The sequence below is a fragment of the Clostridium sp. B9 genome (genome assembly GCF_050509515.1).
Taxonomy (GTDB): domain Bacteria; phylum Bacillota; class Clostridia; order Clostridiales; family Clostridiaceae; genus Sarcina.
In genome coordinates this window covers 2,953,107-2,976,999 of record NZ_JBNWKA010000003.1, presented here as the reverse complement: position 1 = coordinate 2,976,999, position 23,893 = coordinate 2,953,107, and the positions used below count along the sequence as shown (strand labels likewise).

At 31.7% G+C, this 23,893-nt stretch carries 11 protein-coding genes; 10 read left to right on the top strand and 1 reads right to left on the bottom strand.

What is annotated here, in order from left to right:
* The first annotated feature begins 85 nt into the window (after positions 1–85).
* The 6 genes from ACQZHJ_RS13140 to ACQZHJ_RS13115 all read left to right on the top strand — a co-directional run bounded on the left by ACQZHJ_RS13140 (position 86) and on the right by ACQZHJ_RS13115 (position 9,598).
* Entirely contained in the window at positions 86–2,437 is a 2,352-nt protein-coding gene (locus ACQZHJ_RS13140; protein ID WP_430486004.1) for a DUF3656 domain-containing U32 family peptidase, read from the top strand.
* 13 nt (positions 2,438–2,450) lie between these two features.
* Complete coding sequence (locus ACQZHJ_RS13135; protein WP_430486003.1) at positions 2,451–4,811, top strand: endonuclease MutS2; 2,361 nt, start codon at positions 2,451–2,453, stop codon at positions 4,809–4,811.
* Between the two features lie 257 nt (positions 4,812–5,068).
* Positions 5,069–7,255, top strand: a complete 2,187-nt coding sequence (locus ACQZHJ_RS13130) for a stage V sporulation protein D (protein ID WP_430486002.1) — start codon at positions 5,069–5,071, stop codon at positions 7,253–7,255.
* Positions 7,256–7,342: 87 nt separating this feature from the next.
* The gene (locus ACQZHJ_RS13125) at positions 7,343–7,786 is read left to right on the top strand and encodes a DUF523 domain-containing protein (RefSeq protein WP_430486001.1); all 444 of its coding nucleotides are present in this window, start codon (positions 7,343–7,345) and stop codon (positions 7,784–7,786) included.
* A gap of 21 nt (positions 7,787–7,807) precedes the next feature.
* Entirely contained in the window at positions 7,808–8,821 is a 1,014-nt protein-coding gene (locus ACQZHJ_RS13120) for an alpha-hydroxy-acid oxidizing protein (RefSeq protein ID WP_430486000.1), read from the top strand.
* 60 nt (positions 8,822–8,881) lie between these two features.
* The gene (locus ACQZHJ_RS13115; protein WP_430485999.1) at positions 8,882–9,598 is read left to right on the top strand and encodes a glycerophosphodiester phosphodiesterase; all 717 of its coding nucleotides are present in this window, start codon (positions 8,882–8,884) and stop codon (positions 9,596–9,598) included.
* A gap of 71 nt (positions 9,599–9,669) precedes the next feature.
* On the opposite strand, the gene ACQZHJ_RS13110 is transcribed toward ACQZHJ_RS13115, so the two are convergent.
* Positions 9,670–10,053 (bottom strand): hypothetical protein, encoded by a 384-nt coding sequence (locus tag ACQZHJ_RS13110; RefSeq protein WP_430485998.1) that lies wholly within the window; start codon positions 10,051–10,053, stop codon positions 9,670–9,672.
* Between the two features lie 178 nt (positions 10,054–10,231).
* On the opposite strand from ACQZHJ_RS13110, the gene ACQZHJ_RS13105 reads away from it, so the two are divergent.
* The 4 genes from ACQZHJ_RS13105 (at position 10,232) to ACQZHJ_RS13090 (ending at position 23,795) form a co-directional block, all read left to right on the top strand.
* Complete coding sequence (locus tag ACQZHJ_RS13105) at positions 10,232–13,030, top strand: alpha-L-fucosidase (RefSeq protein ID WP_430485997.1); 2,799 nt, start codon at positions 10,232–10,234, stop codon at positions 13,028–13,030.
* A gap of 121 nt (positions 13,031–13,151) precedes the next feature.
* Positions 13,152–17,591 carry a glycosyl hydrolase family 95 catalytic domain-containing protein gene (locus tag ACQZHJ_RS13100; protein WP_430485996.1) on the top strand — a complete coding sequence of 1,480 codons (4,440 nt, stop codon included), beginning with the start codon at positions 13,152–13,154 and terminating at the stop codon, positions 17,589–17,591.
* Between the two features lie 97 nt (positions 17,592–17,688).
* The gene (locus ACQZHJ_RS13095; protein WP_430485995.1) at positions 17,689–22,944 is read left to right on the top strand and encodes a glycoside hydrolase family 2 TIM barrel-domain containing protein; all 5,256 of its coding nucleotides are present in this window, start codon (positions 17,689–17,691) and stop codon (positions 22,942–22,944) included.
* A 230-nt stretch (positions 22,945–23,174) separates the two neighbouring features.
* Positions 23,175–23,795 (top strand): 50S ribosomal protein L25, encoded by a 621-nt coding sequence (locus ACQZHJ_RS13090; RefSeq protein ID WP_430485994.1) that lies wholly within the window; start codon positions 23,175–23,177, stop codon positions 23,793–23,795.
* Positions 23,796–23,893: the final 98 nt, after the last annotated feature.

Sequence of the window (23,893 nt, the reverse complement as noted above, 5' to 3'; positions counted from 1 at the left end):
AATTATGGGCTTCAATTGTGTATAATACAAAGTATTGAGTAAATTACTAAGGAAAACCTAGTTATTTGTAGGAGAGATGAATTTTATGGAAAGAATAGAACTACTGGCACCAGCTGGAAGTATGGAAAGTTTAATAGCTGCCATAAATAGAGGTGCTGATGCTATATATTTAGGAGGAAGCAAATTCTCAGCAAGAGCATATGCTTCTAACTTTGACAATGAAACAATGGAAAAAGCTGTTGACTATGCTCATACTTATGGAGTAAAAGTATATGTTACAGTTAATACTTTAATAAAAGAAAATGAATTTCAAGAGGCAATAGATTATATAGGTGTATTATATAGGATTGGTGTAGATGCTTTAATAATTCAAGATGTAGGATTAGCTAAGAGAATAAAAGAAGTTTATCCAGATTTTGAGTTGCATGCATCAACTCAGATGAGCATACATAATGGAGAGGGAGCATTATTCTTTAGAGAAAATGGATTTTATAGAATCGTTTTATCAAGAGAGCTTACTTTAGAAGAGATAAAGCACATATCAAAAGACTTAGGAATTGAAACTGAGATATTTGTTCATGGAGCATTATGTGTTTGCTATTCAGGACAATGCTTAATGAGTAGTTTAATTGGAGGAAGAAGTGGAAATAGAGGAAGATGTGCACAAAGTTGTAGACTTCCATACACTTTAATTAGAGAGAAAGATAATAAAGAAACTAAAGGGTTCCTTTTAAGTCCAAAGGATATATGTACAATTGAAAATGTAGAAGATTTAATAAAAACAGGAACAAGTTCTCTAAAGGTTGAAGGAAGAATGAAAAGACCAGAGTATGTTGCTGGAGTTATAGAATCATATAGAGAAGCTATTGAGAATTCATATAGTAATATCAAAAAATCTCAAGAGGGAAATAAACTTAAACTTAAGAAGTTATTTAATAGAGAAGGTTTTTCTACAGCTTATATGTATAAGAATGTTGGAAAAGATATGATGGCATTTAAAACGCCAAGAAACACAGGGATTTTACTTGGAGAAGTTTTAAAATCAGGTGAAGTTCTTTTAGTTGATGATATTTCATTAAAAGATGGAATAAGAACTAATGATGATGGGTTTACTGTAAGCAAAATACTTATGGGTAATCAAGAAGTAACTGAGGCTAAAAAGGGAGATAAGGTTAAGATATTCCCTAAAAAATATAAGGCTAATGACAAACTTTACAAAACATCAGATACTAAACTTCTAAATGAGTTAAAGGTAGCTTATGAAAATCCATATGAAAGAAAAATAAATCTAAAGGCTTATATGAAATTTAAAGTTAATGAGCCTATGGAACTTACTGTTGAGTATAATGGAAACTACTTTACAAAAGCAGGTGATATGGTTCAAGTTGCAGTTAATAGACCGATGGATAAGGAAAAGGTAGAAAAGAACTTAAGAAAATCAGGAGATATTCCTTATCAAATAGATGATATAGAATATGTAACTTTTGAGGATGGATTCGCAGCAGTTTCTTCAATAAATAACTTAAGAAGAGAAGTGTTAGAAGAAATCAGAAATTCTGAAATACAAAAGTATAAGAGGGTTTTAGAAAAACAGACTAATATAGAATTAAATGAAAAAGTTGGAGAAATGCCAGAAGTATTAGTAGTTGTAAACACTAAAGAACAATTACAGGCTGTTATAAATGGTGGCGTGAAAGATATTGCTTTAGATATATTTGGGAAAAATCAAGGTCAGCTTCATAAAAATGCTATTAAAGAGGCTGATGCTGAAGGAATTAATCTTTACATAAAGGTTCCAACAATAATTAAAGAAGAATTTGATGTTATATGCAAAATAATAGATGAAAACTTAGATTTAGTTAAAGGATTAGTTACTGCTAATACTGGAATAATAAATGTATACAAAGATAAAACAAATATTATAGGTGACTATAAGCTTAATATATTCAATGCTTATGGAATGAAGTTCTATAATGAGCATATGATGGGAAGTTGTCTAAGCTTAGAGTTAAATAAAAAAGAATTAAATAAGATGCTTAAGAAATATTCTAAAGGGGCTCAAATGTTTGTATATGGTAGACCTGAGGTTATGGTCAGTGAATACTGTCCAATAGGAAGTACATTTGGTGGAAAATCTACTACAAGAAATTGTGACAACCAATGTGTAAGTAGTACATTTATATTAAAAGATAGAATGAATCAGGATTTTGTTATAAGAACTGATATATTCTGTAGATCTCACATATACAATACTGTACCTGTTAATTTACTACAAGAAGTTGATGAAATAAAATCTTTAGGAATAAATTCATTTAGATTAGATTTTGTTGATGAAAGTTATGATGAAGTAATGCAGGTTATTGAAGCTTTAAATAAAGAAGAAGCTTTAAGATTAAAGGATTATACTAAGGGTCACTTTAAGAGAGGCGTTGAGTAAAGGGGATTAAAGTATGAACGATAGAGTTTTAAGAGTATTAGAATTTAATAAGATAAAAGAGATTGTTAAAAGCTATGCTGTTACTAAATCAGCAAAAGAGATGGTTTTAGATTTAAAACCATACTCTTCACTTTATGATGTAAAAGAACATCTAGAGGAAACCAATGAAGCTTTAGATATATTAATGAGAAAAGGAAATCCTCCTTTTGAAGGACTTTATGATGTGAAAGAAGCTTTAACAAGAGCAGAAAAAGGTGGAGTTTTAAGCATAGAAGGACTTTTAAGAGTTGGTAATATGCTTAGAGTTACAAGAAGACTTTCAGAATTTCTAGATAGAAAAGAAGAGGAAGAAGAACATAGAATTTTAGAAGGTATGAAAGAAGGCTTTACAATACTTAGAGGAGTAGAAAGTGCTATTTCAAAGGCTATAGTAAGTGAAGAGGAGATAGCAGACTCAGCTAGTGATAAACTTTATAGCATAAGAAGAGCATTAAAGGACAAAAACTCTTCTGTAAGAGATAAGGTTAATGCAATTGTAAGAAGTAATGCTGAATATCTTCAGGATAGTTTATATACAGTAAGAGGGGATAGATATGTTATCCCTGTAAAAGCTGAGTATAAATCAAGGGTTCCTGGTCTTGTTCATGATCAAAGTTCAACTGGAGCTACACTTTTTATAGAACCAACTGCCTTAGTTAACTTAAATAATGAAATAAAAGAGTTAATGCTAAAAGAGAGAGCTGAGATAGAAAGAATTCTATCAGAATTATCAGCTTTAGTTTATAAGAATATAACTGCCATAAAAATCAACTTTAACATAATAGTTGAGTTAGATTTTATATTTGCAAAGGCTAAGTATGGAAGTGACTTAGGCGGAACTATGCCAATAGTAAATGATGAAGGAATTATAGACTTAATGGATGCTAGACACCCATTAATATCAAGAGATGAGGTTGTTTCATCAGATATTTATTTAGGAAGAGAGTTCACAACACTTCTTATAACAGGTCCTAATACTGGGGGTAAGACAGTAACATTAAAAACTACTGGTCTTATAGAACTTATGGGATTAAGTGGACTTTTAATACCTGCAAGTGAAAATTCAAGTATAAGCTTTTTTGAAGAAATTTTTGCTGATATTGGAGATGAGCAAAGTATAGAGCAAAGTTTATCAACATTCTCATCTCATATGACTAACATAGTTAAAATTATGGAGAAGGCAAATGATAAAAGCTTTATACTTTTCGATGAGCTTGGAGCAGGAACTGACCCAACAGAAGGAGCTGCGCTTGCTATTTCAATATTAGAAACATTAAAGGCTAGAGGCTGTAGAATGATGTCTACAACTCACTACAGTGAATTAAAGGGATATGCCTTAAAGACAGAAAATGTTGAGAATGCTTCAGTTGAATTTAGTGTAGAAACATTAAGACCAACTTACAGACTTTTAATTGGAGTTCCAGGTAAATCAAATGCCTTTGAAATTTCAAGAAGACTAGGGCTTAAAGATGAAGTCATAGAGAAGGCTAAAAATGAAATTTCAACAGAATCTCTTCAATTTGAGGATTTAATACAATCACTTCAAGATAAGAGTATAAAGGCCGAAAATGATGCTAGAGAAGCAGCTATTTTAAGAAATGATGCTGAGAAGTATAAGAATAGATACAAAGAAAAATTTGAGAGAATAGAAAGTGTAAGAGATAATGTTTATGCTGAAGCAAGAAGAGATGCTAAGCAAATCTTAGATGCTGCTAAGGAAGAGGCAGATGCTATTCTTAAAAATATGAGAGAGCTAGAAAGAATGGGTATTTCTAGTGATGCAAGAAGAAAGCTAGAGACTGAAAGAGGAAAGCTTAGAGATAAGATAAACGATGCTGAGGCTAGACTTCAAAAGAAAAAGGAAGAGAAAAAAGGGGAAGAACTTAAGAAGATTGAGGTTGGAATGGAAGCATTACTGCCTTCAATAAACCAAAAGGTTATAGTTCTTTCTAAACCAGACAATAAGGGTGAAGTGCAAGTTCAAGCTGGAATAATGAAAATAAATGTTAAGGCTAAGGATTTAAGAGTAGCTAAGGAAACTAAAGAAGAAAAGAAAATCAAGAAGAGAGAAGCAAGATTAAACTTAAAACAAGTTGATCCTTCAGTAGATTTAAGAGGTATGGATTCAGAAGAAGCTTGCTATACTGCTGATAAGTATTTGGATGATGCTTATGTAGCTGGTAGAGGAGAGGTAACTTTAGTTCATGGTAAAGGTACTGGAGTATTAAGAAAAGCAATAAATGAAATGCTTAGAAGACACCCTCATGTTAAGTCACACAGACTTGGAGAGTATGGTGAAGGTGGAACAGGTGTTACGGTTGTAATCTTAAAATAGAATAATTATTTTAAAATAGTATTAGTTTAGATAAGTGAAATAAAAGTTAATTTAAAAGAGTATCTAAATTAAAAAAATAAAGTATTAAGGAGTTTTCCTTTGAGAGATATTAATTTCGTTTAACAATGAGGTTAGTGTTAAATCAATAGGAGAACTCTTTTTTATATACAATTTATTAAAAAAAGAGAAGAGATAATTATGTTATAATCAATTTAAAGTTTGAAAATTATGTAAATGAATATATGGGAGGAAATTAAGTGAAAGGAAAGGGAAATAATAAAAAGAGTAGACTTAGTGAGGGACGAGTTCTATTTTTATTATTAGGAGTGGTTATTATATTCTTATTCCTGTTTGGAAAGTTAATGTATATAACCATGTTTAAGTCCAAGGCTTATAAAGCAATGGCAGAAGAACAATGGACTAATGAAATAAAGATAGATGCTAGAAGAGGGAAGATTTTAGATAGAAATGATAGGGAACTTGCAGTTACTGCAAATGTATTTAGAGTTGATTTGGACTTAATAAGTATAAGGGATTATATTGAAAAAAAAGATATAACTATATATGATGTTTCTAAACCTTTAGCTGAAGTATTAGAGATGGATGAAGAAGATGTTCTTTCAAGATTAGAATTAACATATCCATCAGGAAATCCTGCAAGTTCTGCTACTTTAGTTAGAAGAATTGAAAAGGATAAGGCTGATAAGGTTAAAGAACTTAAAATTAGAGGGGTTATGGTATCTGAAGATACTAAGAGGTATTATCCAAATGAAGAATTTTTGTCACATACCTTAGGTACAACTAATGCTGATGGTCTTGGCTTAAGTGGAATAGAACTTTATTATAATGAAGAGCTTATGGGAATACCAGGTGTAAGAATTGCTGAGGTTTCTGGAAATAGTTCATCAATTCCTTATTCAGAGTTAAGCTTTACTCCACCAGTAGATGGAAAAGATGTCACTTTGACTGTAGATGAAAATATTCAGTATTTTGTTGAAACTATAGCGGAAAGAGCATTGAATGAACATAAAGCAGATTCAGTTAGTATTACAGTTATGAATCCTAATAATGGAGAAATTTTGGGTTTAGTTAATAAACCAGGATTTGACCCTAATAGACCATATGAGGGAAGTGATATTTTTAATGGTAAGGATGAATCAGAAAAACTTCAGAATATGTGGAGAAATACTATAGTTTCAGATGCATTTGAACCAGGATCTATATTTAAGATAATAACAGCAGCAGTAGCTATAGAGGAAGGCTTAGCTGGTGGGGATGAAGTTTATTATTGCGATGGAAAGTTAAATGTTTCAGGAAAAGAAATAAAGTGTTGGAAACCAGGGGGGCATGGTGTACAGAATTTTAATCAAACTTTAGAGAACTCTTGTAATGTAGCATTTATGGAAATGGGTACAAAAATAGGAGCAGAAAAGTTAAATTCTTATATTGAAAAGTTTGGATTTGGAGAAAAATCAGGAGTAGATTTACCAGGGGAGGCAACAGGCATAGTAAAAAATGCTAAGGATGTTACAGATATTGATTTAGCTACTATATCATTTGGACAAACTAACACAGTTAATGGAATTCAATTTATGGCTGCTTTAAATGCTATAGCAAATGGTGGAGATTTAATACAACCACATGTGATGAAGGAGCTAAGTCATACAGATGAAAATGGAACTAAAATAATTAATGAAATTTTTACTCCAGAAATAACAGAAAATATAATAAGTGAGGAAACTATTGTTAGAGTTAAAGATGCTTTAGAGTCAACGGTTAGTAATGGGTCATCAAAAAGTGCTGGTATAGAAGAAATAAAGGTAGCAGGAAAAACAGGTACGGCTGAGAAAGTTGATTCTAAAACAGGAACTTATGGTGCTGGGTATGTAGCGTCATTTGCAGGTTTTGCTCCATATGACAATCCTCAAGTTTCTTTAATAATAATAATAGACAATCCTAAAAATGGACAACATTTTGGTGGAGAAGTTGCTGCACCATATGCTGGAGAATTATTTAATAATATATTTAATTATATTTCATTAAACGAAGGTGATTTAGAGATAAAGACAGAAAGTGTAATTATACCTGATTTAAGAGGCGATAGTATTGAGTCCGTTGAGAAAGAAATTACAGAATTAGGTATTAAGTATGTAATAGAAGGTGATGGAACATTTATAACAGGAATGAATCCAATACCAGGATACTCTATAGAAAAGGGCGATACAATAACACTTTATGCAGGAAGTAGATTTGATAGAAATGATAAGGAACTTATAACACCAGACTTTAGAGAGAAGACAAAGGAAGAGGCTGGTGAGATTTTGAAGGGCTTAGGATTAAAGAGCGAATTTCATGGTGAGGGTACCATAATAAAAGAGCAAAGCATAAGTGTAGGAGAAATAATAAATTCTGGAGATAAGATAAAATTCACTCTAGGAAAATAATATTTGAAGGTAGCTTATTAAGCTACCTTTTTTTGTTTTAACATAAGGATTATAATAAAAAGGTAATTTAATTTAGGAGGGGAAATTATGATTTTGGTTAGTGGATGTTTATGTGGAGTAAATTGCAAATATGATGGTGGAAATAACTTGAATGAAGAAATATTAAATCTTCTTAAAGAGGGAAAAGCAATAATAGTTTGCCCAGAGCAATTAGGTGGACTAACAACACCTAGAGTTCCTAGTGAGATAGTGGGAGGAACAGGTAAAGATGTCTTAGAAGGAAAAGCTAAGGTGATGGGTAAAAATGGGGTTGATGTAACAGACGCTTTTATTAAAGGGGCTTATGAAACATTAAAAATAGCAAAGGAAATAAATCCAGAGTATGTTATTTTAAAAGCGAAAAGTCCATCATGTGGATTTGGAACTATATATGCAGGAAAATTTAATGGAGAGAAGCAAGAAGGAAATGGAGTAACATGTGAGCTACTACTTCAAAATGGATTTAGAGTGAAAACAGAAAATGATTTTTAAAATATAGGAGGAGTTTATATTATGAATAAGGAAATGAGAGATAAAGCTAGAGAATTATATAAAGGGACTTGTAGAGTTTGTAAGGTTTGTAATGGTGTAGCTTGTGCAGGTGAAGTTCCTGGAATGGGAGGAAAGGGAACAGGTGATTCTTTTATAAGAAATATTAAGGCTTTAGAAGAAATTAAACTTAATATGAGAACAATACATGATGCAAAGAATCCTACTACAGACGTTGAACTTTTCGGAAAGAAAATGGATATCCCAGTTTTTGCAGCTCCTATAACAGGAACTATGTTAAATATGGGTGGAGAAGTTTCAGAAAAGGATTATATTGAGGGTGTAGTTAAAGGATGTTTAGATGCCAATATATATCCTATGGTTGGAGATACAGCTGTGGATTTATGCTTAACAACAAATCTAGAAATAATGAAAAAGTATGATGGACAAGGAATTGTATTTATAAAACCTTGGAAAAATGAAGTTGTTATAGAAAAGATAAAAATGGCTGAAGAGTCAGGCGCATATGCAGTAGGAGTAGATATAGATGCGGCTGGATTAATTACATTAGCTATGCATGGAAAACCAGTTGAGCCTAAAAATATAGATGAAATAAAAGAACTAGTAAATTCAACTAAACTACCTTTTATATTAAAGGGTATAATGACACCAGATGAAGCTGAGTTAGCAGCTCAAGCTGGAGTAGATGCTATAGTAGTATCAAATCATGGGGGAAGAGTATTAGATCAAACTCCAGGAGTATGTGAGGTACTACCTGAGATAGCTAAAAGGGTTAAAGGAAAAATAAAAATTTTAGCTGATGGTGGAATTAGAACTGGAGTAGATGTCTTAAAAATGATTGCTTTAGGGGCAGACGGAGTTTTAATAGGAAGACCTTTTGTTACTGCTACTTTTGGTGGTGGAGCAACAGGAGTAAAGGAATATGTTGATGGACTAAAAGGCGAATTAAAATCAGCTATGGTTTTAACTGGATGTAAATCTGTAGAAGATATAAATGATAGAATAATATATAGATAAGATTATTTAAATCAATTTTAAGAATATTATATAAGTGGATTAATAGTAGGAGGGTAACAAATGAATATTTTTGCACATAGAGGATTTAGTGGGAAATATCCTGAAAATACTTTGTTAGCATTTAAAGAGGCGCTTAAACTAGATATAGATGGAATAGAATTGGATGTACATAAGAGTAAAGATGGGAAACTTGTTGTAATTCATGATGAGGATGTAAAAAGAACTTTTCAAGGTAATGGTGAAATTAAAAATCTAAATTATGATGAACTTTTAAAATTAAAGTGCAGCAAAAATGGATTTGAAGAAAATTTAGAATGTAGAATTCCTTTATTAGAAGAAGTTTTAGATTTAATAAAGGATAGAGATATAATTTTAAATATTGAAATAAAAAATGATATTGTAAGTTATGATAATATAGAATTTGATGTTTTAAATCTTATAAAGAAATATGAAGTTAAAAATAAAATATTAATTTCAAGTTTTAATCATAAGGCATTAAGAAGAGTAAAAGAACTTCAAGGTGATATTAATATAGGAGTTTTATATGAAGAAGAAATTCCTAATGTAATTGAATATGCCAAGGAAATAGGTGCCTATGCAATTCATCCATGTAAAAGCTTAATTACAGATGAGATTGTTAAAGAGGCCCATGATAACAATATAAAAGTAAATGTTTATACTGTAAATAAGGAAGCTGATGTCAAGAGACTTAATTCTTGGAATGTAGATGGAATCTTTACAGACTATTCAGATAATGCAGTAGAAATACTTAAGTAATATAAAAAATATGATTTAAAGCAAAAAAAGATATCTAGTTTTAGGTATCTTTTTTTGTATTATATATAAAATTATTTTTGTGGGTTAGATATTAGAATTTTTTTTGCTAATGATTGTGGTGGAAGAGAATTTGTAAATATATTACTAAAAACTATATAGACATTAGCACCTTTTTCTATAACAATTTTATTACTATCATTTTTTTTATTATCATTTTGACATTCCTTTAAAACTTTGGTTTCTTCACCAATTAATGCAATTACTTCTTCTTCATAAACTTGGCAAGATTTAATATATCCTTTAACTCTAACCATTAGGGTTTTTCCATCAGAAGCAGTGGTTACTTCCATCACTTTACCCATAAATATAGGTGGTTTTAATTCTTTTGATGAGATAATTACATTAGAAAAAATAATTATAGCCAAAAGAGAAAAAAGAACTTTTTTGAATCTCATAATAATCCTCCTTAATAAATCTAGTTTAACAAGCTTAGTATCTCGTAATAAATTTTTTATATTCATATCAAATATTTAGCATTACATAAAATTTAAGTTTACATATTTTATAAAATGTAATAAATAGAAAAAAAGTGAATAAATATATAAGGGAAGAATATGTTTTGAGGAGGAGAATATGAAAGGTAAAACTATAAAAGTGGTTTTAGCAACAACTATGGCAATGACACTTTTAACTAGTATAGGACAGGCAACTGTTCTTACCTTAGCTAATACTAAAAATAATATGAGATATGTTACAGAATCGTTCGGAGCAACACCGACTAAGCAACAAGTTGATTATCAAAAGGAAGAATTGACAGCATTTATTCATTTTGGCGTGAATACGTTTACCAATATGGAGTGGGGAGATGGTACAGAAAGCCCAGAAATTTTTAATCCTACGGACTTAGATGCTGAGCAGTGGGTAAAGACATTAGCAGATGCTGGATTTGAGAGAGTTATTTTAACAGCTAAGCACCATGACGGATTCTGTTTATGGGATAGTGCTTATACTGAGCATGATGTGGCAAGTAGCCCATGGAAAAATGGAGAGGGTGATGTTGTAAAAGAAGTATCTGATGCATGTGCTAAATATGGTGTTAAGTTTGGTGTATATCTTTCACCTTGGGATCAGAACTCTGAGCATTATGGAGAGGGTAATGGAGGAGATTATAATGAGTTCTATATGAATCAGCTTAGAGAACTTTTAACTAATTATGGTGATATAGCAGAAGTTTGGATGGATGGAGCTAAGGGGTCAAATGTCGAACAAGATTATAAGTTTGATGAATGGTTTGCACTTATAAAAGAATTACAACCTGATTGTGTAATATTTAGTCCTCAAGGACCAGATGTTAGATGGATAGGTAATGAAAAAGGATATGCAGGTGAACCGTGTTGGTCAACTATTGATATTGAGAAAATGAAGGAAAGAGAAAACCCAACGTATTTAAATAATGGTGAAGAAGGGGGTCCAGATTGGGTTGTAGGAGAATCAGATGTTTCTATAAGACCAGGTTGGTTCTATCATGCATCACAAGATAATGATGTAAAATCATTAGAAAAAATGATGGATATATATTATAAATCAGTTGGAAGAAACTCTGTTTTATTATTGAATGTACCTCCAAATCAAGAAGGGAAATTCCATGAAAATGATGTGAATAGAATAACTGAATTTGGAAATGCCGTTAGAGATATATTTGATGAAGATTTAGCTTTAAATAAGCAGGTCATTGTAGATAGTTTTGTAAATAATGATGAAACTTATGGAGCAGAGAAGATAGTTGATGGAAATTATGATACGTATTGGGCTCCTAATGATGGAAGTAAAACTGGAAGTATAGAAATTGATTTAGGATCACCTACTGAGTTTGATGTTATTTCAATACAAGAGTATATTCCTTTAGGACAAAGAGTAAAGAATTTTAATGTTGAGGTATTACAAGGTGATAATTGGACAGAAGTTTTTGAAGGAGGGACTATTGGGTATAAGAGATTAGTTAGAATAGCACCTACTACTGCACAAAAAATAAGAATAAATATTACTGGAAGCTTAGAGGTTCCCCTAATAAATAATGTTGGAGTTTATAAACAACCAACTAATATAGAATTACCATCCGGGCCTCCAGCTGGCTTAAAAATATTAAATGATGACAACAAGGGAAGTGATATAGAACAATTCAATTTTAGTAATGGATGGTTTTATGAAAATGTACACGATGAAGATTTAGGTGGAGATGCCCATTATTCAACAACTGCTGGTTCAACAGTTAGTGTTAAGTTTAATGGTACTAAATTCTTCTTGTCGGGAACTAAAGACCCTGCTCATGGAATAATGGAGGTTTCTATAGATGGTGGTGAGCCAGTAGAGGTTGATTTATATTCTGCAGAAAGAAAAGCAGGTCAAATTGTTTTTGAAAGTGAAGATTTAAGTGATGGAGAGCATGAAGTAGTAATTAAATGTACTGGAAGAAAGAATTCAAATGCAAGAGGAAATGCTGCTCATATAGACGGTGCTTTAGTTTTAGATAATGATAGCAAGGGTATGGTTGAATTTGAAGAAGTTGATTATGAAGTTAGTGAAGGCATAGGCACGGCAACTTTTAAAGTTGTAAGAAAAGGTGGAAGCAAAGGTAAGCTTGAAGTCAACTATGATACACTAGCTGGAACTGCTTTAAATGGAGTAGATTATCAAACTTGGTCAGGGACTTTAGCATTTAATGAGGGAGAAACAGAAAAAACTTTTGATATCACAATTATAGATGATAAGGAAAAAGAAAGTACTAAGGAATTCTACTTAAAATTAAGTGATCCAATAGGTGGAATTTTAGGATTTACTCAAAAATCTACGGTGTCTATAGTAGATGATGAACAAATAAAAATAGAGACTTCAGAGAGGGGAGAAGACCTTCATCAGTTTAATTTTTCTGATGGATGGAATACTGAGCCAAATGCCGTTTGGACAAATGATATGAATGCAACTTTTTCAATTAAGTTTAAAGGTAAGCAAATTTCCTTAGTTGGAGCTAAAGATCCTAACCACGGAATATATGAGATATCCATAGATGGTGGAGAATGGGCTCAGGTAGATGCTTATGCAGAGAATAGACTTACAGAACAGGTTGTTTATGAAAGCGATGTTCTAGTGAGTGGAGAGCATACTTTAAATCTAAGATTGAAGGGCGAGAATCCACATGGTGGAAGAGCTGATGCTCAAATAAATTATGCATTAGTTGATACTAGTGAGGATGACATAGTTGAACCTGAAAGACCAACAACTGACTTAAATAATGATGGTAAGGTTGATATTGGAGATTTAGCATTAGCATCTAAGCATTTTGGGGAAAGCATACCAGAGTATGATATTAATGCTGATGGTATAGTTGATGAGTTTGAATTAGATGCAATAATGGCTGATATATTAGGAAAATAAATAAAAAAATAAATGCAAGGGAATCTGTATTTAGGGATTTTCTTGTATTAATTATTTTTATAATTATAAATAATAATAAATTTTAAATTAGTTCACTAAGTAATTAGGGGGGAAGAATTTTATGAAGAGAAAATTTTTGAAGAAAATGGCGTTATTAGCTTCTTTAATGCTTGTAGGTCAATCAACTTATGCATTTGCTAAACCTAAAAATTTAGTTAATGTAGAAAAGAATAACTTAATTGAGGACAAAGTTTTTGACAAGTTAGCCTTATGGTATGATGAACCAGCTACTGATTGGGAAAATGAAGCACTTCCGATTGGTAATGGTTATATGGGAGGAATGATCTTTGGAGGAATTGAAACAGAGAGAATTCAGTACAATGAAAAAACTTTATGGTCAGGTGAACCAGGAGCATGGGATGAATATAATGGTGGAAATAAAGAAGGTGCTTGGGAAGCAGTTCAAGAAATAAGAAGAATATTAGCTGAGGGAGGAACCCCATCAAATTCACTTTATCAACAAGTATGTGGGGATCAAAGAGCTTATGGTGCATATCAAAACTTTGGTGATATTTTCTTAGATTTCAATACACAAGGTGGTAATGATGTAACTAATTACAGAAGAGAATTGGATATTGAAAATTCAGTTTCAACAGTTAGTTATACTCAAAATGGAGTTAATTATGAGAGAGAGTATTTTTGTAGCTATCCAGATAATGTAATGGTAATAAAACTTAAATCTGATAAGGCATCATCAATAACTGTTGATGTTAGAAATGAAGGAGCCAACAATGGGAAAAATCTTTCTGTAGAAAATAATCTTTTAACCTTAAGTGGAGAAATACAAGATAATGGAATGAAGTATGAGTCACAAATAAAGGTTATAAACACAGGAGGAACAATAGAAGATGGTACAGATAAAGTTAGTGTTAAAGATGCTGACGAAGTAATTATAATAATGAGTGCGGGAACAGACTATATAAATGATTATCCAACTTATAAAGGAGAAGACCCACATGAATCAGTAACAAACAGAATAAATAATGCTGTAGAACTTGGATATGATGAGTTAAAAGCAAGGCATTCACAAGATTATAAAGAGCTTTTTGATAGAGTTAATTTAAATTTAGGAGAATTGGATTTAAGTAAGCCTACTAATGATATGCTTGATGAATACAAAAAAAATCCTTCAAATAGTTTGGAAACTTTATTTTTCCAATATGGAAGATATCTTTTAATCTCATCATCTAGAGAGGGTAGTTTACCTGCTAACTTACAAGGAGTGTGGAATAATTCAAATAATCCACCTTGGAGTTCTGATTATCATTTTAATGTTAACTTACAAATGAACTATTGGCCAGCTGAGGTAGCAAATTTATCTGAGACAGCAATCCCATTGGTTGAGTATGTAGAAAGTTTAAGGGAACCAGGAAGAGTTACAGCTGAGATGCACTGTGGAATAGAAGGTGCTGTTGAAAATAAGAATGGATGGACTGTAAATACAATGAATAATCCATTTGGTTTTACTGCTATGGGATGGGAATTTGATTGGGGATGGGCTCCAACATCAAATGCATGGATAAGTCAAAACCTTTGGGAGCACTATCAGTTTACAGATGATTTAGATTATTTAAGGGATAATATATATCCAATAATGAAAGAAGCCGCGCAATTTTGGACACAATTCTTAGTTGAATATACTCATAGTGATGGTAAGACATATTTAGTTTCTTCTCCAAGTTATTCACCAGAGCAAGGTCCAAGAACTATTGGTACTACTTTTGACCAAGAACTTATATGGCAATTATTCACGGATACCATAAAGGCTAGTGAAGCTTTAGGAATGGATGAAGAATTTAGAGCAGAGCTTGAAGATAAGAGAGAGCGTCTTTTAAAACCTCAAATAGGTAAATATGGACAAGTACAAGAATGGATAGATGATATAGATGACCCTAATAATAAGCATAGACATATTTCTCATCTTGTAGGTCTTTATCCAGGAACTCAAATAAATCAAAAAGATACACCAGACTTATTTGAGGCTGCTAAGGTTACTATGAATCATAGAGGTGATGGAGGAACAGGATGGTCTAAAGCTAATAAAATAAATCTTTGGGCTAGATTATTAGATGGAGATAGGGCGCATAGATTATTACAAAATCAATTAACAGTTAGTACACTAGATAATTTATTTGATACTCATCCACCTTTCCAAATAGATGGAAATATGGGAGCTGTATCTGGTATGGCAGAAATGTTGTTACAAAGTCATCTAGGTACAATAAGTCCACTTCCAGCATTACCGGCATCATGGGAAGAGGGAAGTTATGAGGGCTTAAAAGCTAGAGGTAATTTTGAAGTTTCAGCTAACTGGAATAATAATTCGCTTAATTTATTAAAAATTAAATCAGGATCAGGAAATGACTGTTATTTAGAATTCCCAGGAATAACTGAGGTTGTTATAACTGATGCAAATGGAAATGAAATAGTTCCAGAAGTTGTTTCAGAGAATGTGGTTAAGTTCAAAACAGAAGTTGGTGGAGAATATACAGTAGAAGGAATACCTATGGAAAAGCCTGTTAAGACAGAAGGTTTAAGGGCTTTAAGAAATGGTGATGACAGTATTAAGTTATCATGGGATAAAACTAAGTATGCTGAAAGCTATGATGTATATAGAAAGGGAAAAGATGACTTTGAGCTTATAGCAGAAAATGTAATAGAGACAGAATATCTTGATGAAAATGCCCCAGCAACTGATGAGTATACTTATGTATATTATATTGTACCTAAAAATTCAGAAGGAATTGGAGAAGCTTCAGAGAAAGTTGCAGTAGAAACTAGTGTTTATTTAAGTGATTTAAATTGGGAAAGTGCTACTACTGGTTATGGAACAATAAATAAAGATGCTAGTTGTGATGGAAACAAAATAACTTTAAGAGAAGAAAGTGGAGAAAGGGTTACTTATGACAAGGGTATAGGAACTCATGCTCACTCAGAGATTATCTATGATATAAGTGGATTAGATTATTATGATTATTTTGAGACATATGTAGGGGTAGACCAAGAGATGGTTGGAACTGCTGCATCAATATCTTTTGAAATTTATTTGGATAATGAAAAGGTATTTGATAGTGGTTTAATGACAGGAGAAACTCCACAAAAGTATGTTAAAGTTCCTATAGCTGGAAAGAATAAGTTGAAATTAGTTGTCAAGGATGGTGGAAATGGAATAGGTTCAGATCATGGAAGTTTTGGAGAACTTAAACTTACTAAAACTCATGCAACAAGTAATGCAGACTTAAAGGGTATAATAATAAATGGAAAGCCTATTGAAGAATTCAATGGTGGACAATATGAATATAGTTATAATCTTGGAAAAGGTGAAAACTTACAAAACTTAGAGGTTGTTGGAGAGGCTATGTCTTCTGGAGCTACTGTTGAAGTAATCAAACCAGAAGAGATTCCAGGAGATTTGGTAATAAGAGTTACATCTCAAGATGAAAGCATAAACAAAGAATATAAAATAACAATAAAACCTTATGTAATTGTTGAAGAGTCTGTATTAGCTAAATATGACTTTGAAAATGCTTCAAATTTAGGAGAAGATAGCTCTGAAAATAAATTTGATGGAACTGTGAATGGAAATATAACTCAAGTTGAATCAGAAGATGGAAAAGCAGCTGATTTTGGTGAAGGTTATATAAGTGTTGAGAGTAATGATCTTTTAAAATTTAGTGATAATTTAATTATAGAAGCTGATGTCTATTTAGAAGAATATACATCTTATTGGCAAAAAATAGTTCAAAAAATAAATAATGCTACAGGTAAAGGGGGATTTTTACTAGATGTATCACCTCAAGGTAAATTAAGATTACATGCAGAGGGATCAATAACTCAATTTATATCAAATAAATCAATACCTTTAAATGAATGGACAAATATAAAAGTTGTATTTGAGCATTCAAAAGGAGGGGCTTCAATTTATATAAATGGAGAACTAGATAAGACTGTAGTACCAACGTCTCCTTTAGAAACTAGTGATTTACCACTTGTTATAGGAGCTGATGCTAATGGAAATGATAAATTAAAAGGAAATTTAAATAATTTAAGCCTATCTTCAGTTACAAGTAGAAATGCTAGTAGTAATGCTTCTTTAAGTAATATATCAATAGATGGAGAAGTTTTAGAGGGATTTGATGCTGATTTACTTGAATATGAAATTGAATTGCCAAGTGGGTCAAATGATGTTCCAAATATAATTGCTATTCCAGAAGATGAAAATGCTGAAGTTGTAATAAATAATGCAGAAAGTATTCCTGGAATTACTGAAGTAACAGTAGTAGCAGAAGATGGTACTAAAAAAGTTTATAAAATTATCTTTAATGTTGAAGAGAATGAAGTTTTAAAAGCTGATTTTAATAAAAATGGAGAAATAGATTTAGGAGACCTAGCTATAGCATCTAAGAATTATGGCTTAGAAAAAGAAGAGTATGATTTAGATGAAGATGGGCTAGTTGGGGAGTATGAAATAGACTTCATATCTAATGAGATATTTAAGTAAAATAAATTAAAAATGTAGAATAAAGGTAGTCCTCTATGAATAAAATATTTATAGAGGACTTTTTTATATCAATAGTTCTTAAAAGGGGGAGAATATTTTGTTAAAAGGAAGTAAGAGAACTTTAGCTTTAGTAGTATTGGGAAGTTTTTTAGCTACTACAGCTCATAATATTTTTATTAATGGACAAGCAGTTGAGGCTAGAGAATATCCAGATAGTGATATGCCAACTGTAGGAGAGGAGTTTACAGGAGAAGAGTGGAATAATAATGCTGAAATTTATCAAATAAATAGAGAAGAGGCACATGCATCATTTGTTTCATTCTCAAATAGTGAATTAGCTTTAGAAGATTCTAAAAAACCCGTTATGGAGAGAGCCTTAAGGAATGATTCAGAATATCATAAGCTATTAAATGGAGAGTGGGATTTCAATATAGTTGATAAACCATCTGATAGACCTAATGAAATTGATGTAAACGGTTTTGATGTTGATGGCTGGACAAAAATTAAAGTTCCTAGCAATTGGCAAACACAAGGACATGATTATCCTATATACACTAATACAACTTATCCATGGACTGGAAGAGAAAATCCACAGCCACCAAATGCTCCAACTAAGTATAATCCAGTTGGAACATATCAAAGAACTTTTACAGTTCCAGAAGGGTGGAAGGAAGGAAGAAGAACTTATATATCATTTAAAGGTGTAGAATCTGCCTTTTACCTCTGGATTAATGGACATAAGGTTGGATATGGTGAAGATAGTTATACTGATGATGACTTTGATATAACTGATTACTTAAAAGAGGGAGAAAATACAGTATCAGTTCAAGTATTTAGGTGGAGTGATGGAAGCTGGTTAGAAGATCAAGATTTTATAAGACTAAGCGGTATTTTTAGAGATGTTTCAATCTATTCTACTCCAGAAGTTAGAATTAGAGATTTTAAAGTTGAAACTGAGTTAGATGAAACATATACTGATGCTAATTTAAAAGTTGATGTTGAACTTACTAACTATCTTAAAAACAATGAAGAATATACTGTTGAAGCTAAACTCTATGATGAAAATTATGAAGAAGTTTTGGATTCACCAATAACTATGAGTACAGATTTTGAGGATGCTACAGACTATAATAGCGAAGCTACTAAAATTAAATTAACTGCTAATGTTGATGTTAAAAATCCTAAAAAATGGTCTGCTGAAGATCCTAATTTATATACTATGGTTATAGCTTTAAAAGATAAGGATGGCAATGAAGTTGAAGCAACTAGTACTAAAATAGGTTTTAAAGAGTTTAAAATTCATGGAGAACAAATGCTTATAAATGGACAACCTATAATGTTTAAAGGGGTTAATAGGCATGAAACAGACCCTACAGATGGAAGAGCTGTTTCTATTGAAAGTATGATTCAGGATATAGAAATAATGAAGGCTAATAATATAAACTCTGTTAGAACTTCGCATTATCCAAATAATACTGCATTTTTAGAATTGTGTGATGAATATGGACTATATTTGATGGGTGAAGCAAATATAGAGTCTCATGGTGTTAGAAGTTATCTCCCAGGAAATATGCCAGAATGGTATGGAGCTTCTTTAGATAGAGTTAAAAATATGGTAGAGAGAGATAAAAATCATGCTTCAATAGTAGTTTGGTCTCTTGGAAACGAAGCTGGTGGAGGAGAAACATTTAATATTTTATCAGATTGGGTTCATGAAAATGATACAACAAGACCTGTTCATTATGAGGGAGATTATAGTGATCCTACAGTTTCTGATATATACAGCCATATGTATTTAAGTCCAAATTCAGTTGAAAATATAGGTAAACAAGGTGGTAAACCATTTATACTTTGCGAATATGCTCATGCCATGGGAAATAGTAATGGAAACTTCTATCAATATATGGATGTGTTTGAAAAGTATGATAACTTACAGGGTGGATTTATATGGGATTGGGTTGATCAATCACTATATAAAGATGTAGAAACAGTAAAGTATTCAGTAGATTCAAGTTCTAATAACTTTAAGGGAGTTCTTAAAGAAGGTGGAGCTATTGAGGGAAAAGATGGACAGGGCTTTAAAGGATACATGACTTTTGCAGAGTCAGATGAGTTAAATATAACAGGTAAAGGAATTACTTTAGAGGCTTGGGTTAAACCAGATGGTGGAACTAGTGATAATGTTTATATTGCAAAAGGAGATACTCAATTTGCAATAAAGGAAACAGCAAACTTCCAACATACAGGAAAACGAGCTATAGAGTTCTTTATCTATGATGCTAATGGAAGTCAGTGGGTAGCAGCTAAGACAATGGAAATACCAAGTGACTGGGCAAATAATTGGCATAAGATAGCAGGAACATTTGATGGCGAAAATGTGAAACTTTATATAGATGGAGAAGAAGTTGCATCAACTAAATATAATGGTTCAATTACATCAAGTAGCTATCCATTAACGATAGGTGGAGATGCCCAAAAGAATAGTAGATGTACTGCTATTATAGATTCTGTTCGTGTATATGATAGAGCTTTAACTATAGAGGAATTAAATGATGAAAGCAGAACTCCAGATGAAAGTACTGTTCTATGGATGGATTTTGAGGAGTGGAAAGAAGAAAGCACTTCACAAGATGGATCAACTAAGTATTTAGCATATGGTGGAGATTGGGGTGATAATCCTAATGATGATAACTTCTGTGCAAATGGTATGATTACTGCTGAACGAGAAGAAAAACCTCAACTTCAAGAAGTTAAATACGGATATCAGAATATAGAAATAAATGATGTTGATGCAGCTAATGGATTAATAGAGATAGAAAATGAATTCTTATTTACAAATCTTAATGAGTACAAGATGGTTTGGGAATTAAAACAGGATGATGAAATAATTCAAAGTGGTGAAATGGTTAATGACATCAATCCATTAGAAAGAACTAATGTAAAGATTGACTTAAATAGACCAGAAAATTTAGATAATGGATCAGAATATTGGTTAAATATAAGATTCGAAACTACTAAAGAAGAGACATGGGCTGAATTAGGACATATCATAGCTACAGAACAAATAAAGGTTGATTTTTCACATGAAAGCAAAGATGTAGTTGATGTTGCATCAATGGATAATATTGATATAGTAAACGATGATGATACAAACTTAACAGTAAGGGGAACAGGATTTGAACTGAATTTTAATAAGGTTAATGGAAATATTGATTCATTTAAAAATGAAGGTAAAGAACTTTTAAGCACTCCAATAGAACCAGATTTCTGGAGAGCTCCTGTTGATAATGATAAAGAAAATGGAATGCCTAATAGAACAAGAACTTGGAAAGATGCAGGTAAAAATAGAACTGTAAATGACGTAACAGTTACTGAGGATGAGAGTGGAAAGTTTGTAACAATAGAAGTAGGAGCAACATTACCAACAACAACTGCTTCAAATTATAAAAATGTAATAAAAGTTTATGGAGATGGAGAAGTTGTAATAACTTCAGAATTAAATCCAGGGGCAGATAACTTACCAGAAATACCAGCTATAGGTATGGAGTTTAATATGCCTTCTGAATTTGAAAATTTAGATTGGTATGGAAGAGGACCTCACGAAAACTATTGGGATAGACAGAAAAGTGCTCATGTAGGGGTGTATAGTTCAACTGTAGAAGATCAATTCTTTAAATATATTGAACCATCAGAAATGGGGAATAAAACAGATATAAGATGGATGACATTAACTAATAATGAGGGAGTAGGATTAATGGTTTCAGGAGATCCATATTTAGAAGCTTCTGCTCTTCATTATACAGAAGAGGAACTTGGTACTAAGAAACATCCTCATGAATTAGTAAAATCAGAGGAGGTAGTTGTTAATGTTAACTATAGACAAATGGGAGTTGGAGGAGATGATAGCTGGGGTGCTAGACCAAAGCCAGAATATACACTTCATTCCAATAAAGATTATATTTATAGAATGGTTATAAGACCTATAAATACAGAATCAGAATCACCTATGGAATTAAATAAATTAGATGCTCCATATGAAATAAAGGGAGAACAAGAAGAATTAAATATTAAGACATTAGTAAGTGAGGCTCCAAAATTACCAGGAAAAACTATAGTTGAGTTGACAGATGGATCTTTAAAAGAAGTTGGAATTCAGTGGGGAGAAATTGATCCTGAATTATATAGTAAAGTAGGTTCATTTAAAGTTGAAGGAACTATAAAAGGTACTGCCAATAAAATTGTAGCTAATGTAACTGTAAGAGAGGTAGCTGATGTTAAAGGAATAAGTATTCAAACTATTCTTGGAAATAAACCGGTTTTACCAAATTCAGTTGAATTAATATATAGTGATGGAGAAAGTACATTTGCTAATGTTACTTGGGATGATATAGCAGAAGAAGATTATTTAAATGAAGGTTCAATTAAAGTTAAAGGAATAGCAGAATCAAATGGAGAAGAAATTGAAGTAATAGCAGATATAGATGTTGCTAGAGGAGATTATGTAAGTGATTTAGAATGGAAGAGTGCAGAACAGGGATGGAGTACACCTAAAAAAGATACAACTGTTGATGGAAACAAAATAACATTAAGTGATGGATTAAAATCCATGACTTTTGAAAAGGGAATTGGTACTCATACAGACTCGACTGTTGTTTACGATATCTCAGGAAAAGATTATGATTATTTCGAAGCGTATTTAGGTTTAGATTTAGAAACAGGTGGAAATAGTGATGGAGCTATATTTAAAGTTTTAGCTGATGGAGTAGAAGTTTATAATAGTGGTGTTCTAAAAGCAGGAGCTAAGGCTGAACATGTAAGATTTGAGATTAAGGGTGCGTCAGAAATAACTTTACAAACACTGAAGAATGGACATGATTGGGAAGACCATACAGATTGGGCTAATGCAATGTTTACTTATGAGGTAGAAGTTGCTGATTCTGAATTAGAGGGAATTATAGAAAATGCACAAGTTATTCATGATGGTGCTACAGAAGGATTTAATGTTGGAGAATACCATTTAGGTGCTAAGAAAGAATTACAAAATGCTATAGATATAGCTAGAGAAGTTTTAAGTAATAGTGAAGCTACAAATGAGGATAGAGAACATGCTAAGAATACATTAGATTCAGCACTAGAAAGATTTGAGAGCTTAAAGGTTGAGAAGTCAACTGGAGATTTCAATGAAAACGGAAACTTTGAAGTTGGTGATTTAGCGATGATTTCTAAGCATTATGGAAAGAATTCAGAAGATAATAGTGATGAGTGGAATGAAATAGAGAAGTTTGATTTAAATAAGGACGGAAAAATAAATCAATACGAATTAGATTTCATAAGCCATAAAGCATTAAATTAATAATAAGTATTAAATTTCTTTAGAGGGGCTATAAAAGTAAGTTGATTTATAAGTTAAGGTTAAAGTATCAGTAACTAGCTTATAAAATAATGGACTTTTAATAGGCCCTCTTTATTTGTTTTTTTATTTTAGGCCGTGGTTTATTGTAAATAAGGTGAATTTTTTATTGAAATTAAGGTGAATAATAAATTTGTTTTTGGAAAGAATACGTAAAAGGAGGGATGATGATAATGGAAAATTTAAATGTAAATCAAAGAGAAAAAAAGACTAGACATTCAAGTAAACAATGTAGAAGGAATGGGTTAATTCCTGGTGTTTTATATGGAAAGGGAATGAATAATTTCTTGTTTGAAATTGGTGAGTTAGAACTTAACCATGCGCTTTCTGTAACAGGAGAGCACGGTCTTTTAAATATAAATTCAACAGATGGTTCAGTAAACACTTTAATAAAAGAGGTTCAAAGAGATCCTGTTAGTAGAAAAGTAATACATATAGATTTAGAAAAAATAGAGGGTAATGAGGAGATAGTAACAAGCATTCCTATAAATTATGTTGGAGAAGGATACATAAATAAAATAGGAGCAGTACTTCAAAAGGATAAGGATAGCATAAAAATAAAATGTTCTCCTTCAAATATGCCTAAGAGCATAGATATAGATGTTGCTATGGCTCAGCCTGGTGATCAATTTAAAGTTTCAGATGTTGAATTTGGTAGTGAAATATCAATAGTTGATGATTTAAATTCAGTTTTAGCTTCTGTAAGTTATGAGCAGAAAATCGTAACTCAAGAAGTTGTAGACCAAGAGGTTGAAGAAAATAGGGCTAAAAAAGAAGCTGGTAAATTAACTTAATAATAATAAATAAAAGATAAAAATGGAATTTTAAGTAATATAATTCCATTTTTATTTTTTTTATTTTCAAATTTTAACATAATGTAGTATAATATCTG

Excerpts from the sequence above, each read along its gene's own strand:
- ACQZHJ_RS13135 (WP_430486003.1), top strand. The coding sequence starts at position 2,451 with ATGAACGATAGAGTTTTAAGAGTATTAGAATTTAATAAGATAAAAGAG.
- ACQZHJ_RS13115 (WP_430485999.1), top strand. The coding sequence starts at position 8,882 with ATGAATATTTTTGCACATAGAGGATTTAGTGGGAAATATCCTGAAAAT.
- ACQZHJ_RS13105 (WP_430485997.1), top strand. The coding sequence starts at position 10,232 with ATGAAAGGTAAAACTATAAAAGTGGTTTTAGCAACAACTATGGCAATG.
- ACQZHJ_RS13125 (WP_430486001.1), top strand. The coding sequence starts at position 7,343 with ATGATTTTGGTTAGTGGATGTTTATGTGGAGTAAATTGCAAATATGAT.
- ACQZHJ_RS13100 (WP_430485996.1), top strand. The coding sequence starts at position 13,152 with ATGAAGAGAAAATTTTTGAAGAAAATGGCGTTATTAGCTTCTTTAATG.
- ACQZHJ_RS13140 (WP_430486004.1), top strand. The coding sequence starts at position 86 with ATGGAAAGAATAGAACTACTGGCACCAGCTGGAAGTATGGAAAGTTTA.
- ACQZHJ_RS13120 (WP_430486000.1), top strand. The coding sequence starts at position 7,808 with ATGAATAAGGAAATGAGAGATAAAGCTAGAGAATTATATAAAGGGACT.
- ACQZHJ_RS13110 (WP_430485998.1), bottom strand. The coding sequence starts at position 10,053 with ATGAGATTCAAAAAAGTTCTTTTTTCTCTTTTGGCTATAATTATTTTT.
- ACQZHJ_RS13090 (WP_430485994.1), top strand. The coding sequence starts at position 23,175 with ATGGAAAATTTAAATGTAAATCAAAGAGAAAAAAAGACTAGACATTCA.